The following is a 12,970-nucleotide window of genomic DNA, read 5'->3' on the forward strand; positions in this document are numbered from 1 at the left end:
GGCCCACCCCGCTCAGGGCGCAAACGACAGGAACAGATACGCCGCAAACAGCGACAGGTGCACGACCCCTTGCAGGATGGTGGTGCGCCCTGTGCTCAGGGTGAGGGTGCCGACCAGCAGCGTCAGCGTCAGCATGACGGTTTCCTTGCCGTTGATGCCGAGCACGAGCGGCTGGCCGGTCCACAGGAAGACGCCGGCCACGGTGGGGATGGTCAGGCCGATACTCGCGAGCGCCGAACCGAGCGCCAGATTCAGGCTGTTCTGCAAGCGGTCGGCACGCGCCGCCCGCACCGCCGCGAGTCCTTCCGGCAACAACACCAGCGCCGCGATGATGATGCCCACCACCGCAGGCGGCGCGCCGATACTTTGCACGGCCGTCTCCACCGTCGGCGAGAGCAGTTTGGCGAGCAGCACCACGGCCACCAGGCACACCAGCAGCAGGCCGCCGGCCAGCATGGCTTGCGTGACGCTCGGCGGTTCGGCGTGCACGCTTTCGTCGGGCGTGGCGGCCAGAAAATAGTCGCGATGCCGCACCGTCTGCACGAACACAAACACGCCGTACAGCACCAGCGACGACACGCCCGCAAACGCCAGTTGCGACGACGACAGCAGCGGACCCTCGCGGGTAGTGGTGAAATTCGGCATCACCAGTGTCAACACCGATAACGAGGCCAGCACGGCGAGCGTGGCGGCCGCGCCGCGCGCCTGGAAGTCCTGCTCGCGATGGCGGATGCCGCCCACCAGCAGGCAGATGCCGACAATGCCGTTACACACGATCATCACCGCGGCGAACACCGTATCGCGCGCGAGACCGGCCTTCTCGGGACCGGACGTGAGCATCACCGAGACGATCAGCGCAACCTCGATCACCGTGACGGCCACGGCCAGCACCAGCGTGCCGAACGGTTCGCCGACCCGGTGGGCGACCACCTCCGCGTGATGCACGGCGGCGAACACGGCGCCGGCCAACGCGATGCCGACGAACGCCAGCAGCACGCCATAACCGGGCAGCGCATAAGCCGCACCGAGAATGAGCCAGGCGGCGATCGGCATTCCAATGGTCCAGCGAGGCAGCACAGGCGATGTTGTCGTCATCCGGTCGTTCCTTGTTTTAATGCATATGAGATGAAATTGAGGCGTGCCGGCGCTAAGGAATGTCCGGCCGCATCATGCGGAAAAGGGCCTGTCCGTTGCAACTGAACCATGCATGCAACTTGATGCAATGAATCGGGAATACGCGCCAGTACATTAAACTATAACGAATAGCGTTGAATAGCGAACGCGAGCTTTCAAGGAGACGTTGTGATTCGAAGCCAGGAAACCCTGAATCTGTTGCTCGACAGCATTATCCGTTTTGTCCGTGAACGTCTGGTGCCGAATGAGGACGTCGTCGCTGAAACCGATCAGATTCCCGCGGCCTTATTGCAGGAAATGAAGGACCTCGGTTTATTCGGTTTATGTCTGCCGGAAGAATACGGCGGCCTCGGCTTGACCATGGAAGAAGAGGTGCTGGCGGCCATCGAACTCGGCAAGACCTCGCCGGCGTTTCGTTCGGCGATCGGCAGCAACAACGGCATCGGCTCGACCGGTATCGTTATCGACGGCACCTCCGCGCAGAAGGAAAAGTACTTGCCGCGGCTGGCATCGGGCGAGCTGATCGGCTCGTTTTGCCTGACCGAGCCGGAAGCGGGTTCCGATGCCGCATCGCTCAGAACCACCGCCGTGCGCGACGGCGAGCACTACGTGTTGAACGGCACCAAGCGCTTCATCACAAACGCGCCGGAAGCGGGTCTCTTCACCGTGATGGCGCGCACCGATCCCACGGCGAAAGGCGCCGGCGCCATCTCCGCGTTCGTTGTGGAAGCGGGCACGCCGGGTCTGTCGCTCGGCAAGATCGACCGCAAGATGGGGCAGAAGGGCGCGCATACCTGCGACGTGATCTTCGACAACTGCCGCGTGCCGGTGGCGAATCTGATCGGCGAGAAAGAGGGCGTCGGCTTCAAGACCGCCATGAAGGTGCTCGACAAGGGGCGCCTGCATATCGCCGCCGTGGCGACGGGCGCGGCCGAACGCATGCTGGCGGATGCGCTGCGCTACGCCATGGAGCGCAAGCAGTTCGGTAAGCCCATCGTCGAATTCGAGTTGATCCAGGCCATGCTGGCCGATAGCCAGGCGGAGATCTACGCATCGCGCTGCATGATCGTCGATGCGGCACGCCGCCGCGACGCGGGCGAGCGGGTCACGAGCGAAGCCTCATGCGCGAAGATGTTCGCGACGGAAATGTGCGGACGCGTGGCGGATCGTGCCGTGCAGATATTCGGCGGCGCGGGCTATATGAGCGAGTATGGGATCGAGCGCTTCTACCGCGACGTGCGCCTCTTCCGCATTTACGAAGGGACGACGCAGATCCAGCAGATTGTGATTGCGCGTGAAATGCAGCGCAGTTTTGCGGGCTAGCGCTGCGAGCACTGAGCAGTGCGGTACGGCGAGAGCTGAACTGAACCAGACTGAGGGGACTTGAAGCGGGCGAAGGCACGCTCTCAGTTGAAGCGGGCACACCCCCCGGCCATGCAGGGTTGTGCCCGGCCGATGCGCTTACTGGCCGATCGCGCGGATCGTCAGTGCGTTCTTCACCGAGGTTACGCCCGCTACGCCTTGAGCGGCTTGCGTAGCCAGATCGACTTGCGGTTGTTCCGGCACCGAACCTTCCAGTGTCACAGCGCCGCTGCGTGCGCGGACCGTGATGTTGGTCACGCTCAGGCCCTTCGTCTTGGACAGCGCCTTGCGCACGCTGCGTTGCAGGGCGCGGTTAGCGGCCTTGGTCGACTTGGCGGTCGGAGCGGCGGACATCGCACCGGAGGCGGCCGTTGCATCGCTGCTTTGTGCATAGGCGTTGAGGGACGCCACGACGATGAGCGCGCCACCGATGACCTTGATTGCCTGGAATGCTTTCATTCGAGTTTCTCCTGTTGTCATGATTCGTCACGATTCCGTATGGAACCGCAGGATTGCACCAAAGGGTACTTCGGGATCAAATCTGGGTGAAACTGTGCTGCGAGTGATGCAAACCTGTCTGCTGATCAAGCGGGCCGAGGCACATGCAAGCCTGCAAGGGCTGTGCGGGTGACCGGAATGTAACAATACTCCACTTGAAAGAATTTTGAACTCAAGCGTGCGGGGAAATGCTGCTTTGATACAACGGATTGCCTTTCGATTGCAACAAAGAGCCAGTCATTGCGCGGCATTGCTACAGACTTTTCGTTGCACAGACAACCTTTATCGTCGCATGCCGAAATGACATCTCCGTTGCTGCCGATTATCCCGTTGCGCCGCGACGACCTGCCGGTCGATACCATCGAACTCGCTCGCTATATGGTGGGCAAATACCTTGTGCACGAACTGCCGGAAGGACGCATGAGCGGGCGCATCGTGGAGACCGAAGCCTATCCGCTCGGCGATTCGACCAGTCATGCGTTTCTGGGGCGGCGGCCATACAACGGTTCGATGTTTCTCGCCCGCGGCCATGCTTATGTGCGTCTCACGTATGGCGTGTCGTATATGTTGAACATGTCGAGCGAGGAAGAGGGGACCGGCGCCGGCATTCTGTTTCGCGCGCTCGAGCCGCTCGAGGGTCTTGCCGCGATGCACGCTCGCCGCCCCGGCGTGAGCCTGCGCGATCTCGCCCGTGGACCGGGCCGCCTGACGAGCGCGCTCGGCATTGGGCAAGCATTCGATGGACGGGATCTGTGTACCGGCCGCGGCCTCTGGATCGGCAGGATCGAAACGGAGGACGTGCTGGTCGCGGTCACCAAACGCATTGGCTTGTCGCGCGAAATGCACCGGCTGTTGCGCTTCTATGAACCCGGCAGCCCGTTTGTCAGCGGGCCGCGCAAGCTTTTGACGCAGCCCTCCGCACAGCCGGCTTGAGCAGCCATCGCACCAGGCCGGGGCGCGGGCAGGAACGACTGACCGATGCCGGACTAACTTGCTTGACAGTCGCCCTGCAAGTATTACGAAATGGGTAATTGCTACGCCAAACCTGTCAGGTGACCGAAGTTTGTTCCGGGTTCCCCATTCAATCTTGCGATTCTCGCAAATATGTATCTCCCAATTAAGGGTTTTCCCTTGAGGATGCGCTGACTAGACTGGAACTACCCGCTTCTCACATGTCGTGTCAAGCGAAGTCAAAAAACCAGATCTGGAGGTAAGCCATCATGAAGTCGCTCATTCAAGCTGTTGCTATTGCCGCAATCCTCGCCGCTCCGGTCGCCGCGTTCGCACAAGCCGCGGATACCACCCAGCAACCCATGACGCGTGCCGAAGTGAAGAACCAGTTGATCCAGCTGGAACAGGCTGGCTACAACCCGTCGAACTCCAACGACCCGTACTATCCGGCTGACATCCAGGCCGCCGAGCAGCGCATTCAGGCAGAAAACCCGCCGGTTGCGCAACAGCCGGTTGCCGATACCAGCGGCTATGGCCCGTCGACGAGCGGTTCGTCGGCCTCAGGCACGATGCAGCCGATGCAACCGGAAGCGCCGGCCCAGCGCGTCTTCTTCGGTCACTAAGCGGAACGCAATAAAACCAGGCGCAAAGCCAAGGATATGCCGCTGCGCGTAATGCGCGCGGCATATCGCCGACACGAATTTCAGGAACCTCCGCTGCCGCAAGGTAGCTTCGCCCAATCCCGATGGTTTGGGCGTTTTTTGCTTCTGGGGCGTAGCTGCCGCACGGCAACGGCTCAGGGGTGCTCGCCCGTAATGTAGAACTCGAGCTGCTGGATGGTGAACTGCTGTTCGGCGATGATGTTCTTCACCAGATCGCCGATCGACACCATTCCCACCAGTCTGTCCTGATCGATCACCGGTAGATGGCGCATGCGCCGCTCGGTCATGAGCGCCATGCAGTCGTCCGTGGTCTGGGTCAGGTGCACGAAACGCACCGCCTTGCTCATGATGTCCCGCACAGGCGTGGCTTTCGACGCGCGGTCCATCAGCACGACCTTGCGAGCATAGTCGCGCTCGGTGATGATCCCGGCGATGCTGTCGCCATCGGTCACGACCAGCGCGCCGATCTGTTTCTCCGCCATCAGTTTGATTGCGTCGTAGACGGAATCGTCCGCTGCCACCGTAAAGACGCCTTGATTCGGTTTCGATTTGAGAAGTTGCGCAACGCTAGTCATGGAGCGGCTCCGTATCGCAGTGCAGCACGCCGGCACGGGACGTGCGGTCGTAAAGGGCAGGCCATTGCAGTATAGGCGGCGCATGCCCATCGGACACTCATGGGCAAATCCCTGGTGGTGGCGTTTTATCCGGCTACGGTCCCCGCGGGCGTGCGGGGGATTCGCCGCGGCCTCCCTGGCAGCCCGCCTTGTCATCTGTTCCGCCTTCGCGCGCGCCGGCAGGTGGGCGAGGCCGATTAGCGGTAAACTCCAGTTCCATACTTTATCCCCGGTTGTTCACGGGTTCATGTCAGTGCCTTTGCCCAACGCCATGCCCACGCCTCACAATCCGTCTGAAGCAGACGGCCAACATAACGGCGAATGCGTCATTCTCGACGCGGTCGCCACGCTTCCCACCCGCTACGGCACCTTCACGTCCTACGTGTTTCGCGTGTGCGAGAGCGGCGCCGAACATCTCGCGCTCGTGATGGGCGACGTCGCCAACAATGAACCGGTGCTCACGCGCCTGCACTCGGAGTGCCTGACCGGCGACGTGCTCGGCTCCTACCGCTGCGATTGCGGCGAGCAGCTCGATCTGGCGTTGCGCTATATCGCCGCCGAAGGCCGCGGCGTGCTGCTGTATCTGCGTGGTCATGAAGGCCGCGGGATCGGCCTGTCGAACAAGATTCGCGCCTATGCGCTGCAGGAGCAGGGGCGCGACACGGTCGAGGCGAATCTCGATCTCGGCTTACCCGACGATTCGCGCGAATACGATTCGGCCGCCGGCATTTTGCGTACGCTGAAAGTCACCTCGGTGCGCTTGATGAGCAACAACCCGAAGAAGTTCGACACCTTGTCGGAACACGGCATCCCCGTGTGCGAGCGGGTCGCGCTGGCGATTCCGATGCGTGAGGAGAACGAGCGCTATATCCGCACCAAGCAGGTCAAGTTTGGGCATTACTTCGACGAGAACGAATAGGTTTGGTTTGCCTGGTGAGCAGGCACGGATAGAGGTGGTGTGCGCGTAGCTGATGTTGCGTCTCCGATCATCTTCCTCTATCTGATCCTGCTGCCAGGCGATGCGCTCGATTGACGAGTTGCTTCGCTATCTCGCCCCGAATCCAACGACTATGCGCAGGGCGTGCGAAGAAGTGATCTGGGCGGGACGGTCATCACCCTCCGGGGCGCTCCTTTCCATACCTTGAAAATTGGGGGCAATCTAGCCGCCTTTCCTTATGCCTCCTTAGCTACACAGCTAAAGTAGCGAAATGTGCTAAATAAAAGCAAATGATATAACCTCTGCTGTGCAGCAATATCACCGCTTTTTGCTAACGAGCCATGGGAAACTTCCGCCGCAAGCCGAGCACCGACGCGCGCAGTGCATTCGAGATCGAAATCGCAAAGGAGCTTTGCTCGACTCTTGATGTGATCGCGGACGGTCGGATCAAGGTCCAGCATATCGAATCAGATTTTGCGAATTTACCTCGTGTGGATTTCGCTATGGATATCGATGCCGACGGCCGTTCGGTGCGCCTTGCCGTGGAAGCGCTCCGCTATGCCTATCCGCGCGATGTGCAGGGAGCGGTATGGCGGCTTGACGAATTCAAGCACGCCTACGACCCCGATCAGTTCGGCGACCTCATCCTCCTGGTAGCCGCCGAATCGCTGAGTCCTGGGGCACGGGACCTACTTCGCAGGCGTGGAATAGGATATTTCGAGCGCAACGGCAACCTCAGCCTGAAGTGGCGCAACTGGCTGATCAACGTCGAGCGGCCGGACCCGCCTTCGGTCAGAAAAGAAGCGGCCTCGCTCTTCACGGATTCGCGCGAGGCGGTTGTTCATGCGCTCCTGGTCAACCGTGACAAATGGCTGAGCGGGGGAGAGCTGGCCGCAATGTCCCAAACTTCGCAATACACGGTCTCTGTCGTCCTGCAGGAACTGACGCGCCGTGAGTGGTGCGAATCAAGCGGCGCGGGCCGAACGCTTCGACGCCGGCTAAACGAGCCGAGAAAACTGTTAGACGCATGGGCTGCGCAATGGACGATGCGCAAGGAGGAGCGTACCAGTTGGTACTTTTTCTCGGAGCGCCCTGAACTGCTGCTCACGAAATTGACGGACAAGATCGAATCGTCAAACCCGGCCTTCGACTGGGCGTTCACAGGTACAGCCGCCGCGAATGTCTATGCTCCGCTCCTCACGAGTGTAGACACTGCAGAGATCATTGTCCCGCCCGGGCAAGCCGAGGATCTTGCTCGCGACATGCGCTTGAAACCCGCCGACAAAGGCGCCAACGTGGTCTTTGTCGAGCGTGACGGTGCGAGCCTTCTGTTCCGCGACCCGGTTCCGGAGTACCCATCATATTTCGCGAGTCCGTTCATCATGTATCTCGACCTCCTGAACGGTCGCGGTCGAAACAGAGAGTTGGCGGAACACGTTCTTAAAAAGCTGGAGCTATAGATGTCCGGAGTCAAACCCACCACCGCGGCAGGGTACAGCGCTGATGTCACCGAGGCTTGCGAGCGCACTCGAGCGCAATCTTAAGGATGGTAAGCCATCGTCGTGGCAATGGAAGCTTAAGGTAAATGAGCAAATGGATGTCGTCGTCGAGTTTTTGCGCGATGCCGTTGGCCAAACCGCAGGGAGGCCGGTGAGCGTCGATGGCGAACGGGTCTCCGCGCTGGCAGTGAAGTTTGCAGAAATCGTGCACGACTGGTTTGGCGAGCGGAAGGTAGCGGGTCGGTTGCCTGGCGATGGAGGCGTTACCGCCCGCGTCATTCGCTTCGCTGATGTGCCGGCGTTCGTGATCCTGAAAGCGATGGCGATCGAGCAACGCAGCGAAAACAAGGACGCCGGCGACCTGGTCCACGTGCTGCGATACGCTGGAACGGTTGAGGAGGTGTCGGAACACCCGACAATCAAAAGCAGCCGAAATCGTCGTTACTGTCGGGGATCGCGTTGAGCAGTTGCTCGAGCTGATGGAGGCGGCCCAGTCTCGCCACGCTGAGCAAAAGAGCGAGCCACAGATATCCGCTACGTTTGACGCGCGCTTTCTTCTCAGCGGCAGCGTGGGCGAGACGCCGCGTCCGGCGCGCTGACCGCGACGCCAAAGACTCGCGTAGCAAAGGGCAAGTTGACATCGTTTCCTCCATCCAGGATGAACCACGGAGCGACGCGTTCAGCTCGCGGCCGTTTCGACGTGAGGCAGGAGTGCGGCCAGCACCTCCGCCAGCGGCGTGGTCCCGAAACGCGGCTCGCCAACTCCCTCTTCGACATCGATGCGGCCGTCGTTATGCGTGTCGTAGAGGTCCACGATCAACTGCGCGTGGTTGGCGCTGAGTCCGGCGCGCAGCAGCATCGGCGTCCAGGCTTCGTGCGGCAACGCTTGTGCCGCGACCGCACGTCCGCTTAGCTCGCTGAGCGTGTGGGCGATATCGAGCGCGCTGACGCGCCGCGGTCCTTCGATGCTGACGATACGCGGCGATATCTCGCCGTCGGGATCGTCGTCCATCAGCAGGTCGGCGGCGAGGCGGCCCACATCTTGCGCCGCAACCGTCGGAAACAGCTTGTCCAGCGGATGATGCAGGCTCGGCAGCACGCCGGCCGCCAGCGCTGCCGGTATCACACGCCCCCAGTTATGCATGTGCTCCGCTGCGCGCAGGAACGTCAGATGGCTCATGACCGGCTCTAACTGCGCTTCGAGGTGGTGGAACAGCAGCGTGATGCCGGTGCCATGCTCCAGTTCCGCGCCATAGTCGGATAGCGCCAGTATCCGGGGCGGCGGATTGGCCCGCAGGGCGTCGGCCGCCGTGTCGATCATGCGCCGCATCGTGTCGGCAGGGTGAGGGTCGGTGCGCGGCACCGGACAGAGAATCTGCACGGCGTCCGCGCCTTCGATCGCTTTGGCGACGGATGCGCGATCGGTGAGATCGGCAAGGACGATCTCACAGCCGAGGGCGGCAAGGTAGTCGCCTTGCTTCTCACGGCGAACCACGGCGCGCACCGCGCGACCGGCCTGGCGCAGGCGGACTGCGGTGGCGTCTCCAACATTGCCTGATGCTCCAAAAACGACGAACACGGTGTGCTCCTTGTGGGTAGGGTGTCCCCATCATAGAAGGCCATCGCGGGCGCAACGCGCAGGGATGGATGGCCGTGAGCAGATCCGGATGACGGTTTTTGCGCGCTCGGACGACGCGGGCGGCACGTCATGCAAGACCCCGGAAAACGACGCACAATGCAGGCACGTCTGCCGTCAATCGAGAGGGTCCGCCATGAATGCTGTGATTCCGATTCCCAAACCCCACTCGGGCACCCGCATCAGTTTGCGATCGAGCGCGGCCCTGGGCTGGCAAGGCTTCGGCGCGGAACTGGTCAGTGTGGCCGCGGGGGTGCATCGGATTCCGGCGCAGCCGCACCACCGGGTCGGCATTCATGTGGGCGCGCCGGTCAAGGCGCATTGCCTGTGCAACGAGCGGCGCCACGTCCGCCTGCAATCTCCCGGCGACACCGATGTGATTCCCGCAGGGCTCGACGGTCAATGGGCGGACGACGCCAATTGCACGATCTTTAGCGTGTGGTTCGCCGATGCGTTGGTGCGAAAGACCTTCGAACAGATGGCGTTGCGCGCGAGCGAGGCGCACATCCGGCCGCAGTTTCAGATGCGGGATGCGCGTTTCCAGCATCTGGCGTGGGCATTGCGCGCCGAGCTCGAAGCCGACGACGCGTCCGATCCGCTTTACGCCGAAAGTCTCAGCACGGCGATGATCGTGCGTCTGGCCGAGGGGGCGCCCGCGCTGGAGGGTAAGCGCAGCAAGCGGCTCGCGCCGCGGACCGCCGCGCGGGTGGTGGAGTTTATCGAAAGCAATCTGGAGCAGCGTCTCACCTTGAGCGAACTGGCGGCGCTGGCGGACCTTAGCGTGCCGCATTTCAAGGTGCTGTTTCGGCAGACGCTCGGCGTGCCCGTGCATCAGTATGTGGTGCAGCGGCGTGTCGAGCGGGCACGGGCGCTGTTGTTGCAGGGTACGTTAAGCGCGAGTCAGGTGGCGCTGGAGACCGGCTTTGCGCATCAGAGCCATATGGCGCACTGGATGAACCGGTTGTTGGGGGTGACGCCGCGGGAGTTGGTGAGGGGCGCTACGAGTGATGCGGCGGCAGACTCGCAGCGCGGCGGAGCATTGCGGTTGATTCAACCATAGGCCACAGGCACACCGGGGGCGTGTGCGGCCCGGCAAACCCGCATCACCCTCCCTTCGCCGCCGTCAACTGCGCATACACGTCATGCGACAGCTGCAGCAAAACCTTGCGGTCGATCCCGCCCGACACCGCATAGCCATAATCCCCATCCACCCAGTAGAACACGTTCACCGGACCGTCCTGATACAGCTTGAACGCGGTGGTGTTCGAATTCACCTTGCGATGCGAGATGCACAGCGTCACCCGCTCGTCGCCTGGGCCGCGGTACATGAACTGCGCAACCGGACCGTCCGCACCGGGCAAGATGCGCCCGCCGCTCAGCTCAAAACCGCTCTTGTTGAGCAGCGGCGCATGCACATCGGTGCCGAGCTTGTTCGACAGCCATTGCACGAAGTCCCGATCCTGATCGGTACCGACGCTATCCGGCACCTGCACAGCGGGCATATACACCACGTGCGCGATCGCAGCCTGCCGCGCCAGCCCATCCGAGGCGTCCGCGCTGACGGGCCGCGTATCCGAATGATCGCTGCCCATGCCCAGCGGGGATGCCGTCGTGCCCGGCACATCCTTGCCCATCTGCGTGCCCACGCCGATACCGACGCCCAGCACAAGTGCCGCCGCCATCCCGGCGAACTGCGGCCAGTTCGCCGCGTCGAGCCAGCGCCGCTTCGGCGCCGGCGGTTGCAGCCGCTTGGGCACCGGCTCGCTCAGCACGCGGTCGTAGCGATCATGAAACAGGTTGTTCAGCGAGAAATAGTCGCTGACCCGCACGGCCAGTTCCGGGTTCTGCTCGAGCGCACGCTCCACCTGGGCGCGGCGCTCGTCGGACAGCGTGCCGTCCACGTACGCGTGCAGCTCTTCTTCGCTGATCGGAGTGAGTTGTTCGTTCATCGCACCACCTGTAATTTCGCGCTGGGCTGCGTGCCCGCCATCAAAGCCCTAAGCCGCTCGCGTCCGCGTGATAGCCGCGACATCACCGTGCCGATGGGGATGTCCAGCGCGAGCGCCACGTCGGCGTAGCTCATTTCCTCCAGTCCGACCAGCAGCACTACTTCCCGCTGCTCGGTGGGCAAGCGCTGCAAGGCGTAGTCGAGATCGCGCATTTCCAGCGAACGGGTCTGATCCGACGCCACCGCGAATTCGCTCTCGGCGATGCTGTCGTCGTCCACGGACACGTGAACCGCCCGCACGGACGCTTTGCGCGCCTGGTTCGCGAACACGTTGTGCATGATCGTAAACAGCCATGCGCGCAGATCGGTGCCGGCCTGGAACAGTGCCGTGCGCCCCAAGGCGCGCTCCAAGGTGTCCTGCACCAGATCGTCGGCCAGGTCCCGGTTGTTGATCAGCGCCCTTGCGTAGCGCCGCAACCGCGGGACGTGCTCCATTAACTCGTCACGGATGTCCATTGCCCTTACCAGTAAGTGCTTTCCAGCCTGTCGCTGCGCGCCGGGCTGCCCACGCGGGGCAAGAGAACCGCGGGTGGCCCGCGGTTTTCCAGGAGGAGAGACTGCGTCGCCCGCCCACAGGGGCGCACGACGGCGTTTCAGATGCAAACACGGTTGAGCGCATTTTATTCCCGCGCTCAATCGCGAACCTAAAATAAGTCGCTTCTACGGCCTTTGCTCACCGCATCGTCATGAGGTCGGCGGCGCGCATCAGGCCGTGCGCGTCGGCCGCGCCGGCCAGCACGTAACGCTGCTGGCCGGCGCTCCAGCTCAGCAGCCGCAGCGTGCCCACACGCCGCGCACTCCACTGCGGCTGGGCGGTCATCGAGCGCGAGCGGGCCACGAGCAGTACCACGGGCTGGTTCTCGGCGTTCAGGTAGACGTATTCGGTGGCGCGTGCCACCGGGCCCAGCCTGCGGGTTTGGGCGCTGACCAGGTGCATGCCTGCTGCGCTGAGATCGGGGGCGTCCGGGGCGGCGATGAGCGGGGCGGGCGCCAATGTCGCCGCCGCAGGCGCCGTCATTGCACTACGGCTCGCGGCGGTGGCCGTCGTACCGGCCCGCGCCTTGACACCGCCCGCAGACCCGGGTGCCGTACCGGCCGCCGCCTTCACACCACCCGCAGACTCGACCGCGGCGCCGAAATGGCCGCCGCTCGCCTGCGCCAGCGCCATCACCGCGGCGTTGTTCAGCGCTTCATCGGACACCTGCGACGCCGCCATCCAGCCGCTGGCGGCGAGCAAGGCCAGCGCCGCCGCGAGAACCAGTGCCAGCAAGGCGCGCAACGGCCGCAGCCTGGCCGCCCGGAGGCGCCGGCCCAGCCACCGGCCCGGCACACTGCGGGCGAATGCGTTGCTCGAGGCGAGAGCCGGCAAAGGCTCGTCGGTCGGCAGGAAGGCATGCTGGATCTGCTGGTTCAGCTTGCCGTAGAAGGCCACCCGGCGAGCCTCGCCCGGCCGCTTGCCGAGGTACTGGCGCAAATGGGCGGCGCGTTCGGGCGCAAGAAGACCATCGGCATAGGCCTGGATATCGGTCTCGGAGAGCGGCGGGTCGCGCCGCGGGTCGTTCGGTTTCATGTGGGTCGAGCCAAGAGATTGCCTGTTCACCGGCTAACACGATCCTGTAGGCGTTTATTCCATGCTGGTGGATGACGCTCACCCACGAATTCGGCTCCA

General features: G+C 63.0%; 14 protein-coding genes. 7 read left to right on the top strand and 7 right to left on the bottom strand.

All coding sequences use genetic code 11. The features are described 5' to 3' along the window. Positions 1–12: 12 nt before the first annotated feature. Positions 13–1,095 (bottom strand): calcium:proton antiporter, encoded by a 1,083-nt coding sequence (locus tag P3T42_RS17105; RefSeq protein ID WP_074295606.1) that lies wholly within the window; start codon positions 1,093–1,095, stop codon positions 13–15. Positions 1,096–1,302: 207 nt separating this feature from the next. On the opposite strand from P3T42_RS17105, the gene P3T42_RS17110 reads away from it, so the two are divergent. Next, the gene (locus tag P3T42_RS17110) at positions 1,303–2,457 is read left to right on the top strand and encodes an acyl-CoA dehydrogenase family protein (RefSeq protein ID WP_074295605.1); all 1,155 of its coding nucleotides are present in this window, start codon (positions 1,303–1,305) and stop codon (positions 2,455–2,457) included. 138 nt (positions 2,458–2,595) lie between these two features. Here the strand turns inward: P3T42_RS17110 and P3T42_RS17115 are convergent, their stop codons facing one another. After that, on the bottom strand, positions 2,596–2,955 hold the full coding sequence (locus P3T42_RS17115) for a BON domain-containing protein (RefSeq protein ID WP_074295604.1): 360 nt from the start codon (positions 2,953–2,955) through the stop codon (positions 2,596–2,598). A gap of 339 nt (positions 2,956–3,294) precedes the next feature. On the opposite strand from P3T42_RS17115, the gene P3T42_RS17120 reads away from it, so the two are divergent. Both P3T42_RS17120 and P3T42_RS17125 read left to right on the top strand, forming a co-directional pair. Further along, complete coding sequence (locus P3T42_RS17120) at positions 3,295–3,927, top strand: DNA-3-methyladenine glycosylase (RefSeq protein WP_429306706.1); 633 nt, start codon at positions 3,295–3,297, stop codon at positions 3,925–3,927. 287 nt (positions 3,928–4,214) lie between these two features. Next, on the top strand, positions 4,215–4,568 hold the full coding sequence (locus P3T42_RS17125; RefSeq protein WP_074295602.1) for a DUF4148 domain-containing protein: 354 nt from the start codon (positions 4,215–4,217) through the stop codon (positions 4,566–4,568). A 173-nt stretch (positions 4,569–4,741) separates the two neighbouring features. Here the strand turns inward: P3T42_RS17125 and P3T42_RS17130 are convergent, their stop codons facing one another. Beyond that, positions 4,742–5,182 (bottom strand): CBS domain-containing protein, encoded by a 441-nt coding sequence (locus P3T42_RS17130; RefSeq protein WP_074295601.1) that lies wholly within the window; start codon positions 5,180–5,182, stop codon positions 4,742–4,744. Between the two features lie 310 nt (positions 5,183–5,492). Between P3T42_RS17130 and ribA the strand changes: the two genes are divergently transcribed. The 3 genes from ribA (at position 5,493) to P3T42_RS17145 (ending at position 8,120) form a co-directional block, all read left to right on the top strand. Beyond that, on the top strand, positions 5,493–6,140 hold the full coding sequence (gene ribA / locus P3T42_RS17135) for a GTP cyclohydrolase II (RefSeq protein ID WP_074297345.1): 648 nt from the start codon (positions 5,493–5,495) through the stop codon (positions 6,138–6,140). A gap of 359 nt (positions 6,141–6,499) precedes the next feature. After that, positions 6,500–7,618: a type IV toxin-antitoxin system AbiEi family antitoxin gene (locus tag P3T42_RS17140; RefSeq protein ID WP_429306707.1), complete on the top strand. Its 1,119-nt coding sequence runs from the start codon at positions 6,500–6,502 to the stop codon at positions 7,616–7,618. Between the two features lie 133 nt (positions 7,619–7,751). Next, entirely contained in the window at positions 7,752–8,120 is a 369-nt protein-coding gene (locus P3T42_RS17145) for a hypothetical protein (RefSeq protein ID WP_083640333.1), read from the top strand. 216 nt (positions 8,121–8,336) lie between these two features. On the opposite strand, the gene P3T42_RS17150 is transcribed toward P3T42_RS17145, so the two are convergent. Further along, complete coding sequence (locus P3T42_RS17150) at positions 8,337–9,236, bottom strand: NAD(P)H-binding protein (RefSeq protein ID WP_429306708.1); 900 nt, start codon at positions 9,234–9,236, stop codon at positions 8,337–8,339. Positions 9,237–9,429: 193 nt separating this feature from the next. Here P3T42_RS17150 and P3T42_RS17155 point away from each other — a divergent pair, with 193 nt between their 5' ends. Then, positions 9,430–10,353, top strand: coding sequence for a helix-turn-helix domain-containing protein (locus tag P3T42_RS17155; RefSeq protein ID WP_429306709.1), 924 nt, complete (start codon positions 9,430–9,432; stop codon positions 10,351–10,353). Positions 10,354–10,396: 43 nt separating this feature from the next. On the opposite strand, the gene P3T42_RS17160 is transcribed toward P3T42_RS17155, so the two are convergent. From P3T42_RS17160 to P3T42_RS17170, 3 genes are all read right to left on the bottom strand, one after another. Continuing rightward, a complete protein-coding gene (locus P3T42_RS17160; RefSeq protein ID WP_429306710.1) occupies positions 10,397–11,242 on the bottom strand; it encodes an anti-sigma factor family protein in 846 nt (281 codons plus the stop codon). Continuing rightward, complete coding sequence (locus P3T42_RS17165) at positions 11,239–11,757, bottom strand: RNA polymerase sigma factor (RefSeq protein ID WP_074295595.1); 519 nt, start codon at positions 11,755–11,757, stop codon at positions 11,239–11,241. The genes P3T42_RS17160 and P3T42_RS17165 overlap by 4 nt, the downstream gene beginning before the upstream one ends. Before the next feature lie 217 nt (positions 11,758–11,974). After that, complete coding sequence (locus tag P3T42_RS17170; RefSeq protein ID WP_429306711.1) at positions 11,975–12,871, bottom strand: anti-sigma factor family protein; 897 nt, start codon at positions 12,869–12,871, stop codon at positions 11,975–11,977. Between the last annotated feature and the right edge of the window lie 99 nt (positions 12,872–12,970).

Source organism: Paraburkholderia sp. GAS38 (genome assembly GCF_050434965.1).
GTDB lineage: Bacteria > Pseudomonadota > Gammaproteobacteria > Burkholderiales > Burkholderiaceae > Paraburkholderia > Paraburkholderia phenazinium_A.